This window comes from Peterkaempfera griseoplana, assembly GCF_001418575.1.
GTDB classification, from domain to species: Bacteria; Actinomycetota; Actinomycetes; order Streptomycetales; family Streptomycetaceae; genus Peterkaempfera; species Peterkaempfera griseoplana.
In genome coordinates, this window is record NZ_LIQR01000180.1 from 16292 (window position 1) to 40118 (window position 23827).

Sequence of the window (23827 nt, forward strand, 5' to 3'; positions counted from 1 at the left end):
GGAGCCGGCCGGTGCGCGGGGCACCGGCCGGCTCCGGCGCGGACTCAGCCCAGCAGGACGTCGTCGTCGCCCAGCTGGCGCAGCTCGCGGATCAGCAGCGCCGTGCTGGTGACCAGCGCCACTGCGGCCACCACAGCGTTGACCAGCTTCAGGGTGTCGTGCTCGCCCCGGGCCTTCTTCATGTCGCGGACGATGCCGAAGGCACCGAACGCGCTGCTGCCGATGCCCACGTACAGACCGGGCTTGCTGTGCTTCCACCCCTTCAGCTGCTGGGTGGTGCTGAGCTTCGCCGCCTTGCTGTCCTTCACGGAACTGCTCACAGTGCCGGTGCCTCCTCCAGCAGGGGGTGTCCCCACTTCTCGGTGAATGCGGCCTCGACCGCACCGCCTACCCGGTAGAGGCGGTCGTCCGCCATCGCGGGAGCGATGATCTGCAGGCCGACCGGGAGATTGTCCTCCGGGGCCAGGCCGCAGGGCACCGACATCGCCGCGTTGCCCGCCAGGTTCGACGGGATGGTGCACAGGTCCGCCAGGTACATCGCCATGGGGTCGTCGGCGCGCTCGCCGATGGGGAAGGCGGTGGTCGGCGTGGTCGGCGAGACCAGCACGTCCACCCCGGCGAAGGCCGCGTCGAAGTCGCGCGAGATCAGGGTGCGGACCTTCTGCGCCGAGCCGTAGTAGGCGTCGTAGTAGCCGGACGACAGGGCGTAGGTGCCCAGCATGATCCGCCGCTTGACCTCGGGGCCGAAGCCGGCCTCGCGGGTCAGCGCGGTGACCTCCTCGGCCGAGCGGCCGCCGTCGTCGCCGACCCGCAGGCCGTAGCGCATGGCGTCGAAGCGCGCCAGGTTGGACGACGCCTCGCTGGGCGCGATCAGGTAGTAGGCGGGCAGCGCCAGGGTGAAGGACGGGCAGGACACCTCGACCACCTCGGCGCCCAGCTCGCGCAGCAGCTCCACGGCCTCCTGGAAGCGCTGCACCACGCCGTCCTGGTAGCCCTCGCCGCCGAACTCCTTGACCACGCCGATCCGCATACCGCGGATCTCGCGCCGCCTGGCGGCCTCGACCAGCGGCGGCACCGGGGCGTCGACGGAGGTGGAGTCCAGCGGGTCGTGGCCGGCGATGGCCTCGTGCAGCAGTGCCGCGTCCAGCACGGTACGGGCGCAGGGGCCGCCCTGGTCCAGCGAGGAGGAGAACGCCACCAGGCCGAAGCGGGACACCGAGCCGTAGGTCGGCTTCACACCGACGGTGCCGGTGACCGCGCCGGGCTGCCGGATGGAACCACCGGTGTCGGTACCGATCGCCAGCGGCGCCTCGAAGGCGGCCAGCGCGGCCGCGGAGCCGCCGCCGGAGCCGCCGGGGATCCGGGCCAGGTCCCACGGGTTGCCGGTGGGGCCGTAGGCGCTGTTCTCGGTGGAGGACCCCATGGCGAACTCGTCCATGTTGGTCTTGCCGAGGATCACCACGCCGGCGTCCTTGAGGCGGCGGGTCACCGTCGCGTCGTACGGCGGCACCCAGCCCTCCAGGATCCTGGAGCCGCAGGTGGTGGGGACGCCCTTGGTGGTGAAGACGTCCTTGAGCGCCAGCGGCACGCCGGCCAGCGGGCCGAGCTCCTCGCCGCGGGCCCGGCGGTCGTCCACGGCGCGGGCGGCGGCCAGCGCGCCCTCGGTGTCGACGTGCAGGAAGGCGTTCACCTTCTCGTCGACGGCGGAGATGCGGTCCAGGTGCGCCTGGGCGACCTCGACGGCGGAGACGTCGCCGGAGGCGACGGCGGCGGCGGTCTCCGCGGCGGTGAACCTGATCAGGTCGGCCATCGGTCAGTCCTCTCCCAGGATCTGGGGCACGCGGAAGCGCTGGTCCTCGGCCGCGGGGGCGCCGGACAGGGCCTCGGCCGGGGTCAGGGACGGCCGCACCTCGTCCGCCCGCATGACATTGGTCAGCGGCAGCGGGTGGGAGGTCGGCGGTACGTCCTGTCCGGCGACCTCGGATACGCGGGCGACCGCGCCGATGATCACGTCGAGCTGCTCGGCGAAGTGGTCGAGCTCTTCGTCCTTCAGCTCAAGACGCGACAGCCGGGCGAGGTGGGCGACCTCCTCGCGCGTGATGCCAGGCATGCAGCGATCCTCAAGGTGAGTTCTGGTGAGGCCGGTCGCGGGAGACCGGCCCGGACGGCGATCCGGCGCGGCCGGCCCGTCCTCTTTGTCTGTGCGCCCTATCCTATGGCCCCCGGCGGAGCCAGGTGCCCGGGCGCCGCCGGGCCGCACCGCGCGGACACCGCGCCGCGCGCCCGGGGCGGGCGGCGCCGTGCGGCCACGGGACGCGGTCCGGCGGAACGACGCGTGGCCAGGCAGGCAGGGAGGCGGGCCGGAAAGGGAGGGCCGGGCCGGTCAGCTCGGCGGGGCCGCCGTCGGCAGCTGCGGCTCGGGCGGCAGACCGGTCGCCGTGGCGGGCCGCGGCGGCAGCGCCGGGCGCGCCATCCGCTCGACCGGCGGCACCGCGGTACGCCGCACCCGCAGCCAGGCGGACGCCTGGTCCGCGGGCAGGGCCGCGGAGACCAGCCAGCCCTGGACCGCGTCCACCCCCATGCCGTGCAGCTGCTCCCAGGTCTCGTCGTCCTCCACGCCCTCGGCGACCACCGTGAGCCCCAGGGAGTGCGCCAGCTGCACGGAGCAGCGGACCACGGCCGCGTCGTGGTCGTCGGCGACCATCCGGGAGACGAACGAGCGGTCGATCTTCAGCTCCCCCACCGGCAGGCTGCGCAGCCGCACCAGGGAGGAGTGCCCGGTGCCGAAGTCGTCCAGGGACATCCCGACGCCGTGGCGGCGCAGCTCGTCCAGGGTGTCGGCGGCACGGCGGGAGTCGTCCAGCAGCAGCCGCTCGGTGATCTCCAGCTGCAGGGCCTGCGGCGGCACGGCGTAACGGGCCAGCCGGTCGGCGACCCCGGCGGCGAAGCCGGGGGTCAGCACATCGCGGGGCGAGACGTTCACCGCGACCTGCACATCCAGGCCCTGGGCGCGCCACTCGGCGAGCTGGTGCACGGCCGCGTCCAGGACGTAGTCGGTGAGCCGGGGCATCAGGCCGCTGGACTCGGCGAGCCCCACGAACTCCTCGGGGCTGATCCTGCCGCGTCCGGGCCGGTCCCAGCGCAGCAGCGCCTCCAGGCCGACGACCCGGCCGTCGAAGGCCACCTTGGGCTGGTAGTGCAGCTCCACCTCCCCGGCCTCCAGGGCGCGGCGCAGATCACCGAGGAGGCCCACCCGGATCGGGGTGTCGGCGTCGCGCTCCTGGTCGTACACCTCCACCCCGGTGCGGCCGCGCTGGGCATGGCCCATGGCGACGTCCGCGCGGCGCAGCAGGGTCTCGGCGTCCGCGGCGTGGTCGGGGAAGATGCAGACTCCGGCGCTGGCCTCCACGGCGAGCAGCAGTCCGTCCAGCCGGCTGGGGGCGGCGAGTTCGGCGATCAGCGCCCGGGCGAGCCGCTGCAGGGTCACCGGGCAGCCGACGCCGGGCAGCAGCACCGCGAACTCGTCGCCGCCCATCCGGGCGACCACGGCCCGCCGGCCGCCCTGGACGGGTGGCGGCAGCACCGAGAAGGGGTCGTCGGCGCCGCCCTGGGAGTTCCTCGACGGGCCGCCGGGCAGCAGGCTGCCGTCCCGCAGGGCGGTGTGCAGCCGCTGGGAGATCTGCACCAGCAGCCGGTCGCCGGCGGCGTGGCCCAGGGTGTCGTTGAGCGACCGGAAGCGGTCCAGGTCCAGCAGGATCAGTCCGACCCGGCCGAGCGGTTCGGTGACCGGCACGCTGGTGCTCTGGGCGATGGCGGCCCGGGCGGCCAGCAGCAGCGCCTGGCGGTTGGGCAGTCCGGTGAGCGGGTCGGTGAGCTGGTCGCGGGCCCGGTCGCGGGCGATCCGCCAGGCGGCGATCAGTACCGCCAGCGGCACCGTGAAGAGCGGCAGCAGCTCGGCCTCGTGCCGCCCCACCAGCACGGCCAGCGGAATCAGCGGGGCCGCGCCCGCCAGCACGATGCCGAGCAGCAGCGCCGCTCCGGTCAGTCCCTGCGGTGGCGTCAACCCCTGTGGAGGGTGGGGGAATGCGCCCCTGGAGTGCCGTTCCATGCGCAGATCCTCCGTCGCCGCCCCCGCGGGGCCACCCTGCATGCCTGTGCCCGCCGCCCTGCGCCGCACCGCCGGCCGGAGGTCTGCATGCTCCGGTCCGCGGTGACACAGGGCGGCACCACCCGCACGGTTGGACGTCTCCCGCGGCGCGGGTGGTGGGTGCCTCGCCTGGTACCCCCGGCGCAACGACGGCAGCGTCGCTGCGCCCCCGCTCACACGGGCAGGCTGCGTTCAAGGGTAAATCCACGGACGACCTGAGGGCAGACTTTCGGACATTCGAACGTGCGCCGCCACCCAACGTCACCGAGCCTCAACCCTTGTGGCACAAGGGACGGCTGATACGGGGTCAGCTCTCCTCGGTGCTGTCGCCGTCCGCCGCCGCCGAGGGCAGCCCGAGGTGGGCGCGTGCGGCGTCCGGTCCCTGCTCCAGCAGCACCGCGAACCCCTCGTCGTCCAGCACCGGGAGGCCCAGCTGAACGGCCTTGTCGTGCTTGGAGCCCGGATTCTCCCCGACCACCACGAAGTCGGTCTTCTTGGACACCGAGCCGGTGACCTTGGCCCCCCGGGACACCAGCGCCTCCTTGGCGCCGTCCCGGGTGTGCGACGTCAGGGTGCCGGTGACCACCACGGTGAGGCCGGCGAGCAGGTCCGACCCTCCCGCGGTCTCCTCCTCGGTGAAGCGGACACCGGCCCGGCGCCACTTCTCGATGATCTCGCGGTGCCAGTCCTCGGCGAACCACTGGGTGATGGAGGCTGCGATGGTGGGCCCGACGCCCTCGGTGGCGGCGAGCTCCTCCTCGCTCGCCGCGGCGATCCGGTCGAGGTCACGGAACTCCCTGGCCAGCGCCTGGGCGGCCACCGGGCCGACATGGCGGATGGAGAGTCCGGCGATGATCCGGGCGAGCGGCCGCTCCTTGACCGCCTGGAGGTTCTCCAGCAGCGCGGTGGCGGTCTTCTTGGGCTCGCCCTTGAGGTTGGCGAAGAAGGCGACCACCTTCTCCTCGCCGGTCTTCTCGTCCCGCTTGGGCAGGCCGGTGTCGGCGTCGCGGACCACAACCTTGATCGGCAGCAGTTGTTCGATGGTGAGGTCGAAGAGGTCGCCCTCATCGGTGAGCGGTGGCTGTGCGGGCTCCAGCGGCTGGGTGAGCGCGGTGGCCGCGACATAGCCCAGCGCCTCGATGTCCAGGCAGCGGCGCCCGGCCAGATAGAAGATCCGCTCCCGCAGCTGGGCCGGGCAGGAGCGGGCGTTGGGGCACCGCAGGTCGATGTCGCCCTCGGACATCGGACGCAGCCCGGTGCCGCACTCCGGGCAGACGGCGGGCATCACGAACTCCCGCTCGGTGCCGTCCCGCAGGTCGACGACCGGGCCGAGGATCTCGGGGATGACATCGCCCGCCTTGCGCAGCACCACCGTGTCACCGATGAGCACACCCTTGGCCTTGACCACCTCCTGGTTGTGCAGGGTGGCGTACTCCACCACCGACCCGGCCACCCGCACCGGCTCCATCACCGCATAGGGGGTGCAGCGCCCGGTGCGGCCGACGTTGACCCGTACGTCCAGCAGCTTGGTGTTGACCTCCTCCGGGGGGTACTTCCAGGCGATGGCCCAACGCGGGGCACGGGAGGTGGCGCCGAGCCGGCCCTGCAGCGGGATCTCGTCGACCTTGACCACCACTCCGTCGATCTCATGCTCCACGGAGTGCCGGTGCTCGCCGAAGTGGGCGATGAACTCCTTGACCTCGTCGAGGGTCCGCACCACCTTGTTGTGCCGGGCGGTGGGCAGCCCCCAGGCACGCAGCAGCTCGTAGGCGTGCGACTGGCAGTCGATGTCGAACCCGCGCCGGGCCCCGATGCCGTGCACCACCATGTGCAGCGGCCGGGTGGCGGTGACCCTGGGGTCCTTCTGCCGCAGCGAGCCGGAGGCGGAGTTGCGCGGGTTGGCGTAGGGGTCCTCCCCCGCGGCGACCCGGGCGATGTTGAGCTGCTCGAACTCCTCGGTGGGGAAGTAGATCTCACCGCGGATCTCCACCAGCTCCGGCACGGCGTGGCCGCCGTCGGAGCGGAGCTGGCCGGGGATCTCGGCGATGGTGCGGACGTTGGCGGTGACGTCCTCGCCGGTGCGTCCGTCGCCGCGGGTCGCGGCGCGGACCAGCCGGCCGTTCTCGTACACCAGGTTGATGGCGGTGCCGTCCACCTTGAGCTCGCACAGGAAGTGGTACTCCTGGCTGCCCAGCTCGCGGGCGACGCGCTCGCCCCAGGCGTCCAGCTCCTCGCCGGTGAAGGCGTTGTCCAGGCTGAGCATCCGCTCCAGGTGGGCGACCTCGGCGAACTCGTTGGAGTAGGTGCCGCCGACCTTCTGGGTGGGGGAGTCCGGGGTGCGCAGCACGGTGTACTGCTCCTCCAGGCCTTCCAACTCCCGCATCAGCGCGTCGAACTCGGCATCGCTGACGACGGGGGCGTCCTTGACGTAGTACCGGAAGCGGTGATCCTCGATCTCCTGCGCCAGCACGGAGTGCCGCTCGCGGACCTCCGCGGGCACCTCCGCCAGGTCCACGACCTTGCCGTCACCGGCCACGCGAGCCTCCCAGATCTCGATGCGCCTACTCCGGTGTGTCCGCGAGGCTCCTGGCCGCCATGACGCTCTGTGACAGCACTCGCCGGGCGTGGGCGGGGGATGCCCCCGCCAGCCCGCAGCTCGGCGTCACCACGACTCGGCGGGCCAGCGACTCGGGGTCGAACCCCAGCCTGCGCCACAACCTCCTGACAACAGCGACACTACCGGCAGGGTCCGACAATGGGGCATCCACTGCGGGCAGGACTCCGGCGAGGATCGAGGTGCCTCCCTCGACCGCCTCCCCGACGGCGTCGTCGTCACGCTCGGTCAGCAGCGCCAGGTCCAGGGAGACCGCGGCGGCTCCGGCCCGCCGCAGCAGCCCGATCGGCACCCCGGGGGCGCAGCAGTGCACCGCCACCGGCACGTCCACCGCCCGGATCACCTCGCGCAGCGTCTGCTCGGCGATCTGCCGGTCCACCGCGCGCAGCCGCTGGAAACCGCTGGCGGTGCGCACCTGCCCGGTCAGCACCGCGGGCAGCGAGGGCTCGTCCAGCTGCAGCACCAGGCCGGCGCCGGGCACCCGCCGCCGCACCTCCGCCAGATGCGCGACCAGGCCGTCGGCCAGCGACCCGGCGAGGTCCCGGCAGGCGCCGGGGTCGGCGAGCGCCTTCTCCCCGTGCTTGAGCTCGATCGCGGCGGCCAGTGTCCACGGCCCCACCGCCTGCAGCTTCAGCGGCCCGTCCCAGCCCTGGGTGAACTCCTCCAGGGCGTCCAGGTCCTCGCCCAGCCACGAGTGCGCCCGTCTGGTGTCCCGCCCCGGCCGGTCGGCGAACCGCCAGCCCGACGGCTCCACCTGCGCGTACAGCTCGACCAGCAGTCCCGCACCACGTCCGATCATGTCGGCGCCGGGTCCCCTGGCGGGCAGCTCCGGCAGATGCGGCAGCGCCTCCAGCTCACCGACGACGGTCCGGGCGGCCTCCCGGGCGTCGGTGCCGGGCATCGACCCGAGCCCGGTCGCGGCGGCGGTCAGCTGGGGGAAGGGGTGCTCAGTGTTCACGCCCCGAAGAGTACGAGAAGCACCGGTGGCGCCGCGCCCGCCTCCCGGCGGCCGCGGCCGGCGGCGTCCCGGTCCGCTACCGGCCGGGGCGCACGGTGATGTCGGTGATCTCGGCGTCCCGGGGCAGGTCGATCGCCGTGACCACGGCGGTGGCCACCGACTCGGGGTCGATCCAGGCGCCGGGGTCGTAGTCCCGGCCCTCCTGGGCGTGCACCTTCTGCTGCATGGGCGTGGCGGTGCGGCCGGGGTAGACGGTGGTGACCCGTACACCGTTGCCGTGCTCCTCCTCGCGGAGCGAGTCGGCCAGGGCGCGCAGCCCGAACTTGCTCGCGGCGTAGGCGCTCCAGTCACCGTTGGCGCGCAGCCCGGCACCGGAGTTCACAAAGACCACATGGCCCCTGGCGGCACGCAGGGAGGGCAGCAGCAGCCGGGTGAGCTCGGCCGGGGCCACGGTGTTGACGGCGAGGGTGTGCTGCCAGATCTTGACCGGCAGCTCGCCCACCGGGCCCAGCTCCACCACTCCGGCGATGTGCAGCAGCGAGTCCAGCTCCACCGGGAGCTCCTGGTGCCCGAACGCCCAGGAGAGCCGCTCCGGTTCGGCCAGGTCGCCGACCAGCGTGCGGCTGCCGGGGAACCGCTGCTGCAGTTCTTTCGCCCGCCCCGCGTCCCTGGCCGTCAGCCACAGCTGCTCGCCGCGGGAGGCCAGCCGCTCGGCCACCGCCGCGCCGATTCCGGATCCGGCCCCTGTGATCAGATGTGCGCCCATGATCCGATTCCTATCACGGGTCAGGCGGCCGAGGCCTCGCCGGCCGCCTCCAGGTAGGCCAGGGCCGAGGCGGCGTCCTGGGCGAAGAAGACCAGCTCGTCCAGCGGGCGGGGCAGGAAGCCCTCCGCCTCCATCCGGGTCAGCTGGCTGCGCAGCCCGTCGTAGAACCCCTCGCTGTCCAGCACCACGATCGGTTTGGTGTGCAGGCCGTGCTTCTTGAGCTCCAGCACCTCGGTGAGTTCGTCCAGCGTGCCCAGCCCGCCGACCAGCACCACCACGGCGTCGGCCCGCTGCAGCAGGGCCGCCTTGCGCTCGGCCAGGTCGCGGGTCATCACCAGCTCGTCGGCGCCGCGGTAGGACTTGTGGGCCAGCAGCTCCACCGAGATGCCCACCAGTCTGCCGCCGGCGGCCTTGACGTTGTCGGCGAGCACGCCCATCAGACCGGCGTCGGAGCCGCCCCACACCAGGGTGTGGCCCCGCTCCCCCAGCAGGGCGGCGAACTTCTTCGCCGGGACGGTGTAGCGGTCGTCGAGGGAGTACGCGGAGCAGAAGACGCAGATATCCATGATGGGCAACAGGTATCACGCCGCCGCCCGTTCGGACCAGTCACTTCGTGTACGAAGCCCGCTGGCCGCGGCGATGGCGGCCGGAGAGCACCCCCGCCCGGCCGCCCGCCCTCAGGTCCCCACGGGGGCGGAGGCCGCGGTGGTGGTGGCGATGGTGGCGGAGCCCACCACCCGGGTGCCCTGGTAGAGCACCACGGCCTGGCCGGGTGCGATGCCCCTGGCGGGCTCGGCCAGCCGGACCCGCAGTTCGCCGCCGACGGCCTCGGCGGTCACCGGGACCTCGGCGCCGTGGGCGCGCAGCTGGGCGGTGTACTCCCCCGGGCCGGTCGGCGCGGGCCCGCACCAGCGGGGGCGGATCGCGGTGAGCGCGACCACGTCCAGCGCCTCGGCGGGGCCCACGGTGACCCGGTTGTCGACCGGGGAGATGTCCAGTACGTAGCGGGGCTTGCCGTCCGGCGCGGGGCGGCCGAGCCGCAGGCCCTTGCGCTGGCCGACGGTGAATCCGTACGCGCCGTCGTGCTCGCCGACCTTGGTGCCGTCCATGTCCACGATGTCACCGGCCGCGGTGCCCAGGCGCCGGGCCAGGAAGCCCTGGGTGTCGCCGTCGGCGATGAAGCAGATGTCGTGGCTGTCGGGCTTGCGGGCGACCGCCAGGTCGCGGCGCTCGGCCTCCTCGCGGATCAGCTCCTTGGAGGTGTCCCCGAGCGGGAAGAAGGCGTGGGCCAGCTGCTCGGCGTCGAGGACGCCCAGCACATAGGACTGGTCCTTGGCGGCGTCCACAGCGCGGTGCAGCTCGCGGCCGCCGGGTCCGTCGACGATCCGGGCGTAGTGGCCGGTGCAGACCGCGTCGAAGCCGAGGGCCAGCGCCCTGTCCAGCAGCGCCGCGAACTTGATCTTCTCATTGCAGCGCAGGCAGGGGTTGGGGGTGCGGCCGGCCGCGTACTCGGCGACGAAGTCGTCCACCACGTCCTCGCGGAACCGGTCGGCCAGGTCCCACACGTAGAACGGGATGCCGATGACGTCGGCGGCCCGGCGGGCGTCCCGGGAGTCCTCCAGGGTGCAGCAGCCTCGGGCGCCGGTACGGAAGGACTGCGGGTTGGCGGAGAGCGCCAGATGGACGCCGGTCACCTCGTGCCCCGCCTCGGCGGCACGGGCGGCGGCGACCGCCGAGTCCACACCTCCGGACATCGCAGCCAGGATGCGCAGCGGACGGCCGCTCGCCGCGGCAGGGAAGTCACTCATGATGTGCCCCAGAGTACGCGGCCCGGTCAGCGCCGTGCCGAGGCGATACGGGCGCCGCGGGCGCGCTCCACGACCGGCCCGATGGCCTCGGCCAGTGCGGCGACGTCGTCCGGGGTGCTGGTGTGGCCGAGTGAGAAGCGCAGCGAGGCCCGGGCGGTGTCCGCGTCGGCGCCGGTGGCCAGCAGCACATGGCTGGGCTGCGGCACCCCGGCGGAGCAGGCGGAACCGGTGGAGCACTCGATGCCGCGGGCGTCCAGCAGCATCAGCAGCGCGTCGCCCTCGCAGCCGGGGAAGGAGAAGTGGGCGTTGGCGGCGAGCCTGCCGCCCGCATCGGGGTCGCCGTTGAGCACCGCGTCGGGGACGGCCGCCCGTACCGCCGCGACCAGTCGGTCGCGGAGCACGGCCATGGCCTTGGCGTGCTCGGGCTGGCGCTCCACCGCGATCCGGGCGGCCTCGGCGAACCCGGCCGCGGCGGGGACGTCCAGGGTTCCGGAGCGGACGTCACGCTCCTGGCCGCCGCCGTGGAGCAGCGGTGCCGGGGTGAAGGTGCGCGCCAGTACCAGCGCTCCCACCCCGTAGGGCCCGCCGATCTTGTGCCCGGTGACGGTCATCGCGTCCAGGCCGGAGTCGGCGAAGGAGACCGGCACCTGTCCCAGCGCCTGCACCGCGTCGGAGTGGATCGGGATGCCGAACTCATGGGCCACCGCGGCGAGTTCCGCGACCGGCTGGAGGGTGCCGATCTCGTTGTTGGCCCACATCACGGTGACCAGCGCCACCGTCTGCGGCCCGCTGCCGCCCTCGATGGCCCGGCGCAGCGCCTCGGGATGCACCCGGCCGACCGCGTCCACGGGCAGGAACTCCACCTCGGCGCCCTCGTGGTCGCCCAGCCAGTGCACGGCGTCCAGGACGGCGTGGTGCTCGACGGGGCTGCACAGCACCCGGACCCTCGCCGGGTCCCCGTCCCGGCGCGCCCAGTAGAGGCCCTTGACCGCCAGGTTGTCGGACTCGGTGCCGCCGCCGGTGAGCACGATCTCGCCCGGTCTGGCGCCCAGTGCCCTCGCCAGCGTCTCCCGGGACTCCTCGACGACGCGTCGGGCGCGCCGTCCTGCCGCGTGCAGGGACGACGCGTTGCCGGTGCTGCCGAGGTGCGCCGTCATGGCGTGGATCGCCTCGGGGAGCATCGGGGTTGTCGCCGCGTGATCAAGATAGGGCATGGCGCATCAATACTACGGTCCACCCGGGGCTCGGGTGACCGTTGCGCCCTGCGCAACGCGCGGCTAGCGTGCTCACTCTCGCCGCCGTCCGCGGTGAGGGGGCGGAGGGGGCCTGATGTCGCAGTCCGTGGACCGTGCCTTGACCGTGCTGGCCTCGCTCGCCGACGGGCCGGCCTCGCTGGAGCAGGCGGCCGGCCGGCTGGGGGTGCACAAGTCGACCGCCATGCGGCTGCTGCACACCCTGGAGGAGCACGGCTTCGTCCACCGCCAGGACGACCACCGCTACCGGCTGGGCGGCCGGCTCTTCTCACTGGGGCAGCTCGCGCTGGAGGGGTTCGACGTACGCCGGGTGGCCTCTCCGTACCTGGTCGCCCTCAACGAGCGCTACGGGCACACCGTCCACCTCGCCGTGCTGGAGGACGAGGAGGTGATCCATGTCGACAAGGTGGAGAGCCGTTACCCCGTACCGCCGCACTGCTGGCTGGGCGGTGCCTCCCGGATCGGCCGCCCCGCCGCGCCGACCGCCTCGGCCGCGGCCAAGGTGCTGCTCGCCGAACTGCCCGAGGAGCAGCGCCGTGAGCGGGTCGCCGCGCTGGACTTCCCGGCGCACACCGCGCGCTCCATCCGCTCCGCCGAGGAGTACCTGGCCGAGCTGGACCGGGTGCGGGAGCGGGGCTGGGCGCAGGACCTCGGCGAGGTGGACGAGACGGTGAACGCCGTGGCGGCGCCGATCCGCGGCGTGGCCGGCCGGACCATCGCGGCCTGCTCCATCTCCGCCCCGGCGGGGCCCGTGCCCGGTCCCGGGGAGCTGCCGCCGGTGCTGGCGGAGCTGCTGCCGGAGCTGCTCTGCACGGTGGAGGCGATCTCCCTGGCGTACGGCGGGCAGCCTACTCTCCGCTGGTGCGAGAGCCGATGCGGTGCCAGGCCCGCGGCGCGCGCCAGCCGTATCTGAGGGCCAGCATCCGCAGCACGAAGGCGACCAGGGCGGCGGCGGTGCCGGTGGCCGGGCCGAGCGCATGGGCGGCGATCAGTACGGCCACCAGGACCGCGGCCGCCAGCGCGGGCACGGCGTAGATCTCCCGGTCCCAGCGCAGCAGGGAGGGGACCTCGTTGGCGAGGACGTCACGGATCACGCCGCCGCCGACCGCGGTGGCGACGCCCAGCGCCACCGAGGCGACCGCGCCCAGGCCGTAGTCGTGGGCCTTGGCGGTGCCGGTGACGGCGAAGAGGCCGAGGCCCAGGGCGTCCAGCGACTGCACGGTCCAGTTGATCCGCTCGACCTCGGGGTGGAGGAAGAAGACCACCACGGCGGCGGCCAGCGGGGTGGAGAAGTAGCCGGCGTCGGTGAAGGCGGCCGGCGGCACCGCGCCGATGACGAGGTCGCGCAGCACACCGCCGCCCAGGGCGGTGACCTCCGCGAGCATGGCGATGCCGAGGATGTCGAGGTTCTTGCGGACCGCCAGCAGTCCGCCGGAGAGGGCGAAGACGAAGATGCCGGCGATGTCCAGGGTGTGCTGGACATCGTGGGTGAAGAGCTGCGAGGTCACCCGCACAGTTGTACCCGGTGTCCCCGCCGTACCCGGTGTCCCTGCGGCGCCGGGCCGTGCGCCCGGCGCGGCCGGGGCGGAAGCACCCAGGGGCGCGGGGAACGGCGCGACCAGCCCATGACGGGGGTGCAGGGCTGGTCGCGCGGTTCCCCGCGCCCCTGTGGGGCCGCGGCCCCGCGGCGTCAGACGGCGGTCTTCTCCGCGCCCTTCGCTCCCGGGGCGTTCTCCGGGAAGTGGCAGGCCACCTGGTGGCCGGTGGCCAGGGCGACCAGCGGCGGCTCCTGGGTGGCGCACTTCTCCTGCGCCTTCCAGCAGCGGGTGCGGAAGCGGCAGCCGCTGGGCGGGTTGATCGGCGACGGGACGTCACCGGTGAGCAGGATCCGCTCCCGCTTGGTCTTGCGCTTGGGGTCGGGCACCGGCACGGCCGACATCAGGGCGTTGGTGTAGGGGTGCATCGGCCGGGCGTAGAGGTCGTCCCGGTCCGCCAGCTCCACGATCTTGCCCAGGTACATCACGGCGACCCGGTCGGAGACGTGCCGGACCACCGAGAGGTCATGGGCGATGATCATGTAGGTGAGGCCCAGCTCCTGCTGGAGGTCGTCCAGCAGATTGACCACCTGGGCCTGGATGGAGACGTCCAGCGCCGAGACCGGCTCGTCCGCCACGATCATCTTGGGCCGGAGCGCCAGCGCACGGGCGATGCCGATGCGCTGCCGCTGGCCGCCCGAGAATTCGTGCGGGTAGCGGTTGTAGTGCTCGGGGCTGAGCCCGCAGAGCTCCAGCAGCTCCTGCACGGCCTTCTTCACGCCGCCCTCGGTCTGCACCTTCTGCAGCCGGAAGGGAGCACCCACGATGGTGCCGATGGTGTGCCGGGGGTTGAGGGACGAGTAGGGGTCCTGGAAGATCATCTGGATGTCGCGGCGCAGCGGCCGCATCTTACCGGTGGACAGATGGGTGATGTCCACCCCCTCGAACTCGATCGTCCCCCTGGTCGGCTCCATCAGCCGGGTCACCAGCCGGCCGGTGGTCGACTTGCCGCAGCCGGACTCGCCGACCACGCCCAGGGTCTCCCCCGGGGCGACGGAGAAGTCGACTCCGTCCACCGCCTGCACGGCGCCGACCTGGCGGCGGAGCAGGCCCTTCTGGATGGGGAAGTGCTTGGTCAGCCCCGTCACCTTGAGCAGCGGCTCGCGGTCGGAGGCAGGCGCGGGCGCCGGGACCACTGCCGCAGCCCCCACCGCGGTGTCGCTCTCTTCAGCCATGGTTGTTCTCGTCTCCTAGGGAGTCGGGCCGGCCGTGCGGTCCGACATGGTGCCGCCTGTGGTGCTGGTCGCCCCCGCCGGGTTGCGGCCGGCGGGGCCGGGGCTCTCCGCTAGAGCAGGGGCGCGATCTCCTCGGCGAAGATGCGCTGCCGGGTCTCGGCGGGGAGGTGGCAGGCCGCCAGGTGTCCGGGGGTGACCTCGACCAACTCGGGGACCTCGGCGGTGGAGCGGCCCCCGGTCCGGTCGGCGTACGGGCAGCGCGGGTTGAAGGCGCAGCCGGACGGCAGGTTGATCAGGCTGGGCGGGCTGCCCTTGACCGGGATCAGCCGGTCCTGGAGGTCCCGGTCGATGCGCGGCATGGAACCGAGCAGACCCCAGGTGTAAGGGTGCTCGGGCCGGGTGAAGAGTTCGGCCGAGGAGCCCTTCTCGATGCACTTCCCGCCGTACATCACCAGGATGTCGTCGGCCAGTTCGGCCACCACGCCCAGGTCGTGGGTGATGATGATCACCGAGGAGCCGAACTCCTGCTGCAGGTCCCGGATCAGGTCGAGGATCTGCGCCTGGACGGTGACGTCCAGTGCGGTGGTGGGCTCGTCCGCGATCAGCAGCGAGGGGTCGTTGGCCAGCGCCATCGCGATCATCGCGCGCTGGCGCATCCCGCCGGAGAACTCGTGCGGGTAGTTGTCCACCCGCTTGTCCGGCTGCGGGATGCCGACCCGGTCGAGCAGCTGGATCGCATGGCTGCGCGCCTGCTGCTTCTTCGCCTCCGGGTGGTGCTGCCGGTAGCCCTCGATGATCTGCTGACCGACCGTGAAGAACGGGTGCATGGCGGTCAGCGGGTCCTGGAAGATCATGGCCATCTTCTGGCCGCGCAGCCTGCGCACCTCGTCCTTGGAGGCGCTGACCAGCTCCTGGCCGTCCAGCCAGATCTCGCCGCTGATCCTCGGGCCGAGCTTCTTACCGACGTTGCGGTGCAGGCCCATGATGGAGAGCGAGGTGACGGACTTGCCCGAGCCGGACTCGCCCACGATGCCCAGGGTCTTGCCGCGCTCCAGGGTGAAGCTCAGCCCGTCCACGGACTTGACCACGCCGTCGTCGGTGGGGAAGTGCACCTTGAGGTCGCGCACCGCGAGGAACTCGCGGGGCGCGCCCGCACCGACGTCGACGAGGGGCTCGGCGGAAGGATTCTGGGTCATGCGAGCCTCACTCGGGGGTCGACGACCGCGTAGAACAGGTCGACGATCAGGTTGGCCATCACGATGAAGAAGGCCGCAAACAGGGTGACGCCCATGATCATGGGCAGGTCGTTCTTGGTGATTCCGTTCAGCGCGTCATAGCCGAGGCCGTGCAGGTTGAACACGTTCTCGGTGAGGATCGCTCCGCCGAGCAGGCCACCGAGGTCCATGCCGAAGACGGTGAGGATCGGGGTCATCGTGGCGCGCATGGCGTGCTTGCCGATGACCGTCCCCTCGCCGAGCCCCTTGGCCCTGGCGGTGCGGATGTAGTCCTCACCCAGGACGTCGAGCATGGTGGCGCGGGTCAGCCGGGCGTAGGTGGCGGCGAAGAGGAAGGCCAGGGTGATCCACGGCAGCAGCATGTTCTGCAGCCAGGCCCCCGGATCGCTTCCCAGGGAGACGTTGGGATTGGACTCCGGCAGCCAGCCCAGGTTGTAGATGAAGAGCGCCGAGGCCACCAGACCGGTGAAGTAGACGGGGAGCGAGACTCCGGCGAGCGCCGTCACCATGGCCGCCCGGTCGATCACCGAGCGCTTGCGCAGGGCGGAGAGCACGCCGGTGCCGACACCGAAGACCAGCCAGATGGTGGCCGCGCCGGCGGCGAGCCAGGCCGTCACCGGGAAGTCGCCGGTCAGCTGGCCCCAGACCGGGGTCTGGGTCTGGGTGGAGATGCCCATGCACGGCGCGGGGCACCAGGTGGTGTCGGGCCCGTTGCTGTACGAACGGCCCGCCACCAGACCCTTGAGGTACAGCCAGAACTGCTCGTAGATCGGCTTGTCCAGGCCCAGCTTGACCTTGATGCCGGCGATGGCGACCGGGTTCGCGTTCTTGCCGACGTAGCGCAGAACCGGGTCGGTGTGCTGCAGCCACGGCACCAGGAAGAAGATGCCGAAGGTGATCGTGGCGACCACCAGCAGCATGACGACCACGTTCAGAAGTCGTCGGAAGATGTACAGGAGCACTGCGGTCGGCTTGGCCGACGGTTGGCCGGCCGCCCCCTGTCGGGGATGGCCGGCCAACCGCGACCCGCCTTCACCTGCCCTTCGGTCTAGCTGTGCTTACAGGTGAGGACGGACTACTTGCCGTCGGACAGGCCCAGGGCCGAGAAGTCGATCATCCCGAGCTCCTGGGAGAACATCACGTTGGTCAGGCGGGGGTTGAAGTAGTTGAGCGACTGCTCGACCACACCCGGGAAGTACAGCGCCTGGTCCATGACCTTGTGGTTGATCTTGGTGTAGGCCGCAGCGGCCTCGGCCGGGTCGGTCGACTTCGCGGCGTCGTCGATCCAGCCGTTGATCTCCGGGTCGTTGATCTCGGAGTAGTTGTTGTTGCCCGACTTGAGGATCAGACGGCCGTCGACCAGCACCCGCAGGAAGCCCGAACCGGTCGGGTAGTCCGAGCCCCAGCCGAAGACGTTCAGGCCGATGTTGTGGCTGTGCATGAAGTCCGGCGCGCCCACGGTGGAGGCGGACTGCGAACCGTCGTACTGGAAGACGCTGGCGTTGATGCCGACGGTCTTCAGCGCCGCCTGCGCGGCGACGGCCTGCTTGACGTCCTTGGGGCTGGTGCTACGGGCGGCGATGGTGGTGGAGAAGCCGTTGGGCTTGCCGCACGCGGCGAGCGCCGCCTTGGCCTTCGCCACGTCGGGCTTGCCCGCGGCCAGGCTGTACGGGTCGTACTTGTCCGAGCCCGGGATGGACGGCGGCAGCATGTTGGTGGCCAGCTGGCCGGCCCACTGGCCGCCACGCGCGGTCTGCTGGTCGGTGCCGTTGATCGCGTACACGACCGCCTTGCGGCAGTTGATGTTGTCGAACGGCGCGACCTTGGTCTGGATGGAGATGTACCGGATGGTCGCCGCCGGGGCGTCCACGGTGTTCGCCTTCAGGTCCGGGTGGGTCAGGATCTTGCCCTGGGCCGCGGTCTGCACACCGCGCTGGCCCGCGTCGATGTCGATGGAGCCGGCCAGCAGGCGGCTGTCCAGGTCGTCGGCGTTGGAGGTGACGGTGAAGGTGATCTTGTCCGGCAGAGCGCTGCGCAGCTTGTCCGTCGATGCGTCCCAGTTGGGGTTGCGCACCATGTCGAAGCCCTTGTTGGCGACGTAGTTCTCGACCTTGTAGGGACCGCTGGAGACCGGGTGCTTCGCGTAGCTGGCGCCGTCGTCCTTGGACTTCTCGACCGGAGCCCCGCCGCCCATGGCGAGGTGGTAGAGGAAGTCGGAGTTGGCCTGGGCCAGCTTGAAGACGATGGTGCTGTCGTCCGGCGTCTGGACGGACTTCAGACCGAGCTTGTCCTTGTCCTTGTCCTTGTACGGGCCGGGGTACTTCTGCCCCTGGTCCAGGTCGTCGATCAGGTAGATCGGGCCGTTGGGCAGCACGTCCTGCGCGAAGACGCGCTCGATGCCGTACTTGATGTCCTTGGACGTGATCGGGGTGCCGTCCTCGAACTTGATGCCCGACTTCAGCTTGAAGGTGTACGTCTTGCCGCCGTCCGTGATGGTCGGCATGGCCTCGGCCAGGTCGGGCTGCAGGTCAAGGCCCGCCTTGCCCGGCTTCGAGGGGTAGTTGACCAGGGTGCGGGTGTAGAGCCGCTGGAGGTCCCAGACGAAGGCGTAGTAGCCGATCGCGGGGTCCAGCGAGTCGACGTCCTGGGTGCTCCAGAACTTGAGCGTGCCGCCCTTCTTGGTGGACGGGTTCACGATGCTGGTGGCAGCTGCGTTGAAGGCGTGGGTACCGCCGCCGCCACCGCTGCCGCCGCTGCTGCCGCCGGAGCCCTTGGACCCGCTGCAGGCCGCGGTCAGGGCGAGGGCTCCGACCAGGCCGACTGCGGCGAGCGCCTTCTTACGAGTAGTCACTGGATGTCAACCTCCGAAAGTGCCCAGCGCCCGAGGGTGGGCCCTGGTCGTCAGATGGACGAGCACTGCTCTCCATCGGATCTGGTGCCGCGCTGCCGCCGCAGCGCGGGCTGTTCAGTTCCCCTTGGGATCGAGGGCGTCACGCAGCCCGTCGCCGAAGAGGTTGAAGGACAGCACGGTGATGAAGATCGCCAGGCCGGGGATCGCCATGTAGGCCGGGTCGACCGTGTAGTACTGCACCGAGTCCGACAGCATCTGCCCCCACGAAGGAGTGGGCGGCTGGACACCGACACCCAGGAAGCTGAGTGCCGCCTCGTTCAGGATGTTCGTCGGGATCATCAACGTGGTGTAGACCAGAATGGGCGCGACCAGGTTGGGGAGCAGTTCCTTGATCATGATGTGCAGCTGTCCGGCTCCCAGGCTCCGCGCCGCCTCCACGAACTCGCGCTCCCTCAGGGAGAGGGTCTGGCCGCGGACGATACGTCCGATGTACGGCCATCCGAAGAACCCGATCACGAAGATCAGCACGAGGATGCGCGGGCCGCTGCCGGAGAGTCCGAACAGCTTGGTCGGCACGACCGACACCAGCGCGATCGAGAAGAGCAGCTGCGGGAAGGCCAGCAGCACGTCCATCGTCCGGCTGAGGAAGGAGTCGACCCAGCCGCCGAAGAAGCCCGCCGCCATGCCCAGCAGCACGCCGATCACCACCGCGAGGGCGGCCGCGCCGAAGGCGACGATCAGCGAGATCTGCGCACCGTAGACGATCCGACTGAAGATGTCGCGACCGTAGGTGGGGTCGATGCCCAGCAGGTGAGTGCCGCTCATGCCGCCGAAGGATCCCTTCGGCGTCCCGATGCCGAGCGAGGCGTCGAGCAGGTCGGTGTGGAAGGTGGCCGGGTCCTGGCCCACCAGCGCACAGAGCACGGGGGCGAGCACGCCCACCAGCAGCAGGAGGATGACCACCACGCCGCCACCGAGTGCGACCTTGTCTCGTTTCAGCCTCTCCCAGGCGATGCGGCCCAGGGAGCGGCCTTCGATCTGCTTGCTGGACGCGCCCGCGAGTACGGCCTCGGGGGGCGCCTCAGCCACGGATCCGGTGGTCTCGATGGGTGCAGTCATTTTCCTGTCAGATCCCCTCGCCGGCGGTGGCCAGCACACGGTGCCCGCCCGGCCGATCCGTTCCCGTGGTCGGACTCGGATCGGAGCATCGGTCGTGATGGTGCTCGGTGTTCAGCTGCGGCAGTACAGATGGTGCGTCAGGTGGGGCGGTTCGCTGGGTGGTGCTGTGCGGCAGGGCAGAGTTCGTTCGGCCCTCGGTTCCACGCACTGAGCCCCGATCAGGCCCCTGTGCGGTACGCCGGCACGTGAGGCGCCCTCGACTCACGGTGTGCGGCGCAACTCTCCTTCGTCCGGATAGCGGTGCGCCAGACCCCTCGGAGGATGTTTGCGCAACTGTGATCTGCCTGCATGCAGACTCGACATCTGCGAATGGCCCTCTTCATACAGCTGTAACACCGGCCACACATCGCAGGCGGACGCGAGTAGACCTCAGGCGTCCCGATAAGTGGACATGGCTTCCCGGATTCTTTATCCCGCCATGTCATTGCAGGGTCTCAAGTTTTGCTCACAGTTCGGACACTTTCGCAGGTTCACGACAGGCCCACCTTGGGCATTCCCCGGCGACCGCGCCGCCATGCGGCCGATCGGGTCCGCGAAAGGCCTCCCGGCGGTACCTTCTGAGCCCATGGAGCAGCGCCTGCGCGCGGTGTGCGACCTGATGGTCCCGACCGTCCGCGAGACGGCCGGACGGCACGAGTACGACGGACGGGTGCAGGACCTCTCCCCCGACGGGGTGCGGGCCGGTCTGGCGGCCGTACGGCGGGCCCGCGCGGCCGGGGACGGCACCGCCCCCGGCTCACCCGACGACGCCCAGCTGACCGTCTTCGAGGACGCCCTGGAGACCCAGCTCGGCACCCTCCAGCTGCACCGCCGCGACCCCTATCTGCACCTCTCCAACCTCGAACTCGCCTGCTACGACAGGGACTACGCCCCCGCCGAGGAGCGCGCCATCGCCCGCCGCCGCCATCTGGCCGCCTGGCCGGACGCCGTGGACGCCGCCATCGCCTCGCTGGACCGGCTCTCCGCCCCCGTGGCGGCGGCCCTGCTGGGAGCGGTCCGCGGCCTGGCCGTGGGCCTGGACCCGGGGCAGGGGGCCGAGACCCAGGACGCCCTGGCCGCCCACGCCCGGCTGGTGGGCCATGTGGCCCGGGCGGCGGACCACGGGGAGCCGGAGTTCGCCCTGGGCGGCGATGCACTGGCCGCCCTGATGGGCAGCCAGGAGGGCCTGCCGGTCGACCTGGGCCGGCTCGCCGAGCGCGCCGACGCCGAGCGGGACCGGCTGCGTGACCTGCTCACCGAGGCCTGCGGGGCACTGGACCCCGGGCGCGCCCCCGCCGACCTGGTCCCCGACCTGCTCGCCGACCACCCCGGAGCGGAGGCCGTGGTTCCCGAGGCGGCCCGGCTGGCGGGGGAGCTGCTCGCCTTCACCCGTGAGCACGAGCTCGTCCCCTACACCGACGGCGACTGCCTGGTGGGCCCCGCACCCGAGTCGCGGCGCTGGTCGACGGCCATGCTCACCTGGGCGGGGCCGGGCGAACCCGACGCACCCTCCTGGTACCACGTCACCCCACCGGACCCGGACTGGCCGGCCGGCGCGGCGGAGGAGTGGCTCACCGTCTTCTCCCGTACCACCCTGCCCGCCATCACCGCCCACGAGGTCGCCCCCGGCCACTTCGCCCACGGGCGGGCGCTGCGCCGCGCCGCCACCCCGGTCCGCCGCACCCTGCACTCCCTGGCCTTCTGCGAGGGCTGGGCGCACTACGCGGAGGAGGTCTGCCTGGAGGAGGGCTTCCGCGCCGGTGACGCCCGCTTCGCGGCGGGAGTGGCCCTGGAGGCGCTGGTCCGGGTGACCCGGCTGTCCTGCGCCATCGGACTGCACACCGGCGCCATGGACGTGGCCGAGGCCACCCGCCGTTTCATGGCCGACGCCCATCTGCCCCGGGCGGGAGCGGCCGCCGAGGCGCGACGGGGGACCTTCGACGCCGGGTACGGCCGCTACACCTGGGGCAAGCTGGAGATCCTCGCGCTGCGGGAGCGCACCCGGGCCGCCGCCGGGAGCGGCTTCACCCCGGCGCGCTTCCATGCGGCGCTGCTGGAGCTGGGCAGCCCGCCGCTGGGGCTGCTGCCCGCGCGCGGGCTGCCCCTGCGCTGACGGAAGGTCAGCGGGGGGGGTATCCCGGCCACTGCGGCTGACCGGGCGGCGGGCCCTGCGGATAGCCGGGCGGCGGAGGATAGCCGTACTGGTGGCCCGGCTGCGGATAGCCGTAGCCCGGCGGCGGCCCCGGCGGCTGCGGGGCGGCCGTGCCCTGCGGGGACCCGGACATCAGCTCCCGGTCGAAGAACGGCCGGGCGTACGCGGCCATCCACATCGCCACCGGATCGTACTCGTCGGCCATCGCCACCGTGGAGACCGCCAGGCCCTCGGGGGCCACCGCGATCGAGCGCTGCATCATGGCGCGCACCGCCTCCACGGCCTGCGGCCCGGTGTCGTAGAGGTCCAGGCCGATCGCCAGATACGGCTCCCCCAGCGCGGGGCGGACCCACGCCCGGCGCAGCGCCCGCACCACCGGGGTGGCATAGGCCTGCTGGGTGAGCAGCGCATAGTAGTGCGGCGCCTGCACCTGCGGCTCGGAGACCGCCAGCGGACCTGCGGGCAGCCGGTCCAGTCCGGCGGCGATCCGCCGCAGATCGGCCCAGGGCACCCCCACGCCGCCGCCGGGGGCGTGCGGGTCCAGCCACAGACCCCAGCGGTCCCGGTAGAGGGTCGCGGCCACCTCCCGGCCCGCGATCTGCTCGTGGGCACGGCTCCAGCCGCTGGCCGCGAGCTGCTCCGGCGAGGTCGCACAGGGCACGTAGTTGTGCCCGCCGACCTCCATGTTCCCGTACTGCGCGTCGGGGCTGCCCGGGCTGCCCTGCCAGAGCAGCATCCACACCTGCCCCTCGGCGATGGCCCGCAACAGCACCTCGTACGCGTCATAGCGGCCCGGCGCCACCTCACGCAGCGCATGCTCCACCGAGCCGTGGGCCCACTGCCCGTGCGCGCCGCCTGCCGCTCCCGCGCTCAACTCCGCCTCACCTTCTGACTGCGTCCGGCAGCACCCTAAGGGTCACCGGCCCCGGACGTCATGCCGCCCGGCCGTGGTCAGGCCCGGGTGAAGAACGGAGCCACATGCTCCGCCAGCCAGTCCCCGACCGGGTCCTGGGCGATGTCCAGCAGCACGATGTTCACCGGCCACGGCAGGGGCACGGTGCCCAGGGCACGGCCCAGAGCCTCGGTGGCCGCCGCCTTGTCCTCCTGCTGCCAGCGGTCCAGCTCCACCCCGACGAAGAGGACCGGCTGCTCCCCCTCCACCGAGGCCAGCGCCCGGCGGGCGGTCAGCACCACCGGGACGAAGGCCAGCTCCGCGGCGGCCGCCGCCAGGAAGTCCACCGGGTCCTCGTGCAGCCCGGGCTCGCGCAGCGCCACCCTGGCACCCGGCGCGGGAGCCACCGCCCAGCGGTCGTCCTGCGGACCCCGGCAGAGCTCGTGCACGCCCTCGGGCGGCACCGGAACCCCCACCGGCGCTTCGGGGTTGACCGCGATGCCGACCCCCACCGGCAGCCCCCGGGCGAACTCCCACATCGGCGCCACCGTGAAGGCCATCTGCCCGGCGATCCGCTGGAAGGTCTCCGCCGAGCTGAAGACGGGCACATAGGGGGCGCCGGCCAGCTCGATCGACGGAAGGTCCAGCGAGCCGTCCGGGCTGCCGCCGCCCGGCAGCGGCACCCACACCTGGCTGCGGGCCAGCACCTCGAACACCCTCGGTGTCGCCCCCGGGTCCCCCAGGGCCGCCGACAGCACCTGCTCCAGCTCGTTGGCGGGCCAGCCCCCGCCCTCCATCCACTGCCCCGCCGCCGAGTGCTCGACCGGTACGCCGCCGCCTGCCGGAAAGCCCATCTGCCCTGAACCGCCGTTCTCGCCATGCCCTGCCGGGACCCCACCGCACCTTAGTGCGCGGCCGGTGCGGGCAGCCAGGCAACACCTCGGGCACGGCCCGGAAGCAGCCCCGAACGGTCGGCCGCCACCAGCCGGACCGGCGGTCAGCCGAACCGCAGCGGGGGCGAGGAGCGAGCCGCCGGCCGGTCCAGCAGCACCACCGACACCGCCCCGCCCGGCAGCCTCCCTCCGGTCTCGGCGGCCCCCTGGACCTGGGCCAGCAGCCGCCGCCACCCCGCCCGGTGCCGGGCGAAGGCGGCGGCCGGGACGCTCCGTCCCCGTGCCAGCTGACCGCAGACCGCGGACTGCGGGTCCACGTCCAGCAGCAGC

Annotated in this window: 19 protein-coding genes and 2 pseudogenes; 2 read left to right on the forward strand and 19 right to left on the reverse strand. The window is 72.3% G+C overall.

From position 1 onward, the window contains the following. Positions 1-44 precede the first annotated feature (44 nt). The 10 genes and pseudogenes from AOK09_RS14430 to AOK09_RS14475 form a co-directional block, all read right to left on the reverse strand. Positions 45-320: a hypothetical protein gene (locus tag AOK09_RS14430; RefSeq protein WP_245687289.1), complete on the reverse strand. Its 276-nt coding sequence runs from the start codon at positions 318-320 to the stop codon at positions 45-47. After that, positions 317-1810 (reverse strand): Asp-tRNA(Asn)/Glu-tRNA(Gln) amidotransferase subunit GatA, encoded by a 1494-nt coding sequence (gatA, locus tag AOK09_RS14435; protein ID WP_055587587.1) that lies wholly within the window; start codon positions 1808-1810, stop codon positions 317-319. Before gatA ends, AOK09_RS14430 begins: the two co-directional genes overlap by 4 nt. A 3-nt stretch (positions 1811-1813) precedes the next feature. Continuing rightward, complete coding sequence (gene gatC, locus AOK09_RS14440) at positions 1814-2110, reverse strand: Asp-tRNA(Asn)/Glu-tRNA(Gln) amidotransferase subunit GatC (protein WP_055587588.1); 297 nt, start codon at positions 2108-2110, stop codon at positions 1814-1816. 273 nt (positions 2111-2383) lie between these two features. Further along, positions 2384-4027 (reverse strand): annotated as a pseudogene (locus tag AOK09_RS14445) (putative bifunctional diguanylate cyclase/phosphodiesterase); the annotation flags it as partial. Positions 4028-4454: 427 nt separating this feature from the next. Next, on the reverse strand, positions 4455-6683 hold the full coding sequence (ligA, locus tag AOK09_RS14450) for an NAD-dependent DNA ligase LigA (RefSeq protein ID WP_055587590.1): 2229 nt from the start codon (positions 6681-6683) through the stop codon (positions 4455-4457). A gap of 25 nt (positions 6684-6708) precedes the next feature. Then, positions 6709-7719 (reverse strand): methionine synthase, encoded by a 1011-nt coding sequence (locus tag AOK09_RS14455; protein WP_265736723.1) that lies wholly within the window; start codon positions 7717-7719, stop codon positions 6709-6711. A 76-nt stretch (positions 7720-7795) separates the two neighbouring features. Continuing rightward, positions 7796-8485: an SDR family oxidoreductase gene (locus tag AOK09_RS14460; protein WP_055587591.1), complete on the reverse strand. Its 690-nt coding sequence runs from the start codon at positions 8483-8485 to the stop codon at positions 7796-7798. A 20-nt stretch (positions 8486-8505) separates the two neighbouring features. Then, entirely contained in the window at positions 8506-9051 is a 546-nt protein-coding gene (locus AOK09_RS14465; protein ID WP_055587592.1) for an LOG family protein, read from the reverse strand. Positions 9052-9162: 111 nt separating this feature from the next. Next, a complete protein-coding gene (gene mnmA / locus AOK09_RS14470) occupies positions 9163-10293 on the reverse strand; it encodes a tRNA 2-thiouridine(34) synthase MnmA (RefSeq protein ID WP_055587593.1) in 1131 nt (376 codons plus the stop codon). A 26-nt stretch (positions 10294-10319) separates the two neighbouring features. Beyond that, positions 10320-11507 (reverse strand): cysteine desulfurase family protein, encoded by a 1188-nt coding sequence (locus AOK09_RS14475; protein WP_055587594.1) that lies wholly within the window; start codon positions 11505-11507, stop codon positions 10320-10322. 115 nt (positions 11508-11622) lie between these two features. Between AOK09_RS14475 and AOK09_RS14480 the strand changes: the two genes are divergently transcribed. Next, positions 11623-12459 carry an IclR family transcriptional regulator gene (locus tag AOK09_RS14480; RefSeq protein WP_055587595.1) on the forward strand — a complete coding sequence of 279 codons (837 nt, stop codon included), beginning with the start codon at positions 11623-11625 and terminating at the stop codon, positions 12457-12459. On the opposite strand, the gene AOK09_RS14485 is transcribed toward AOK09_RS14480, so the two are convergent. From AOK09_RS14485 to AOK09_RS14510, 6 genes are all read right to left on the reverse strand, one after another. Then, the gene (locus AOK09_RS14485) at positions 12395-13054 is read right to left on the reverse strand and encodes a trimeric intracellular cation channel family protein (RefSeq protein WP_055587605.1); all 660 of its coding nucleotides are present in this window, start codon (positions 13052-13054) and stop codon (positions 12395-12397) included. The genes AOK09_RS14480 and AOK09_RS14485 overlap by 65 nt on opposite strands. A 182-nt stretch (positions 13055-13236) precedes the next feature. Continuing rightward, the gene (locus AOK09_RS14490) at positions 13237-14316 is read right to left on the reverse strand and encodes an ABC transporter ATP-binding protein (protein WP_055587596.1); all 1080 of its coding nucleotides are present in this window, start codon (positions 14314-14316) and stop codon (positions 13237-13239) included. A gap of 110 nt (positions 14317-14426) precedes the next feature. Beyond that, positions 14427-15512, reverse strand: coding sequence for an ABC transporter ATP-binding protein (locus AOK09_RS14495; protein WP_055587597.1), 1086 nt, complete (start codon positions 15510-15512; stop codon positions 14427-14429). Continuing rightward, the gene (locus AOK09_RS14500) at positions 15509-16513 is read right to left on the reverse strand and encodes an ABC transporter permease (RefSeq protein ID WP_055587606.1); all 1005 of its coding nucleotides are present in this window, start codon (positions 16511-16513) and stop codon (positions 15509-15511) included. The genes AOK09_RS14495 and AOK09_RS14500 overlap by 4 nt, the downstream gene beginning before the upstream one ends. A gap of 113 nt (positions 16514-16626) precedes the next feature. Then, positions 16627-18402: an ABC transporter substrate-binding protein gene (locus AOK09_RS14505; protein ID WP_055587598.1), complete on the reverse strand. Its 1776-nt coding sequence runs from the start codon at positions 18400-18402 to the stop codon at positions 16627-16629. 114 nt (positions 18403-18516) lie between these two features. After that, complete coding sequence (locus AOK09_RS14510; protein ID WP_055587599.1) at positions 18517-19521, reverse strand: ABC transporter permease; 1005 nt, start codon at positions 19519-19521, stop codon at positions 18517-18519. A 625-nt stretch (positions 19522-20146) separates the two neighbouring features. Between AOK09_RS14510 and AOK09_RS14515 the strand changes: the two genes are divergently transcribed. After that, the gene (locus tag AOK09_RS14515) at positions 20147-21673 is read left to right on the forward strand and encodes a DUF885 family protein (RefSeq protein WP_055587600.1); all 1527 of its coding nucleotides are present in this window, start codon (positions 20147-20149) and stop codon (positions 21671-21673) included. Between the two features lie 7 nt (positions 21674-21680). Here the strand turns inward: AOK09_RS14515 and AOK09_RS14520 are convergent, their stop codons facing one another. From AOK09_RS14520 to AOK09_RS14530, 3 genes and pseudogenes are all read right to left on the reverse strand, one after another. Continuing rightward, on the reverse strand, positions 21681-22586 hold the full coding sequence (locus AOK09_RS14520) for an enhanced serine sensitivity protein SseB C-terminal domain-containing protein (RefSeq protein WP_055587601.1): 906 nt from the start codon (positions 22584-22586) through the stop codon (positions 21681-21683). A gap of 77 nt (positions 22587-22663) precedes the next feature. Then, complete coding sequence (locus tag AOK09_RS14525) at positions 22664-23458, reverse strand: enhanced serine sensitivity protein SseB (RefSeq protein ID WP_079063056.1); 795 nt, start codon at positions 23456-23458, stop codon at positions 22664-22666. A 143-nt stretch (positions 23459-23601) separates the two neighbouring features. Then, positions 23602-23827: pseudogene (locus AOK09_RS14530) on the reverse strand (AAA family ATPase); the annotation flags it as partial.

Excerpts from the sequence above, each read along its gene's own strand:
- AOK09_RS14525 (WP_079063056.1), bottom strand. The coding sequence starts at position 23,458 with ATGGGCTTTCCGGCAGGCGGCGGCGTACCGGTCGAGCACTCGGCGGCG.
- AOK09_RS14480 (WP_055587595.1), top strand. The coding sequence starts at position 11,623 with ATGTCGCAGTCCGTGGACCGTGCCTTGACCGTGCTGGCCTCGCTCGCC.
- AOK09_RS14515 (WP_055587600.1), top strand. The coding sequence starts at position 20,147 with ATGGAGCAGCGCCTGCGCGCGGTGTGCGACCTGATGGTCCCGACCGTC.
- gatA (WP_055587587.1), bottom strand. The coding sequence starts at position 1,810 with ATGGCCGACCTGATCAGGTTCACCGCCGCGGAGACCGCCGCCGCCGTC.
- mnmA (WP_055587593.1), bottom strand. The coding sequence starts at position 10,293 with ATGAGTGACTTCCCTGCCGCGGCGAGCGGCCGTCCGCTGCGCATCCTG.
- gatC (WP_055587588.1), bottom strand. The coding sequence starts at position 2,110 with ATGCCTGGCATCACGCGCGAGGAGGTCGCCCACCTCGCCCGGCTGTCG.
- AOK09_RS14490 (WP_055587596.1), bottom strand. The coding sequence starts at position 14,316 with ATGGCTGAAGAGAGCGACACCGCGGTGGGGGCTGCGGCAGTGGTCCCG.
- AOK09_RS14510 (WP_055587599.1), bottom strand. The coding sequence starts at position 19,521 with ATGACTGCACCCATCGAGACCACCGGATCCGTGGCTGAGGCGCCCCCC.
- AOK09_RS14475 (WP_055587594.1), bottom strand. The coding sequence starts at position 11,507 with ATGCCCTATCTTGATCACGCGGCGACAACCCCGATGCTCCCCGAGGCG.
- AOK09_RS14495 (WP_055587597.1), bottom strand. The coding sequence starts at position 15,512 with ATGACCCAGAATCCTTCCGCCGAGCCCCTCGTCGACGTCGGTGCGGGC.
- AOK09_RS14465 (WP_055587592.1), bottom strand. The coding sequence starts at position 9,051 with ATGGATATCTGCGTCTTCTGCTCCGCGTACTCCCTCGACGACCGCTAC.
- AOK09_RS14460 (WP_055587591.1), bottom strand. The coding sequence starts at position 8,485 with ATGGGCGCACATCTGATCACAGGGGCCGGATCCGGAATCGGCGCGGCG.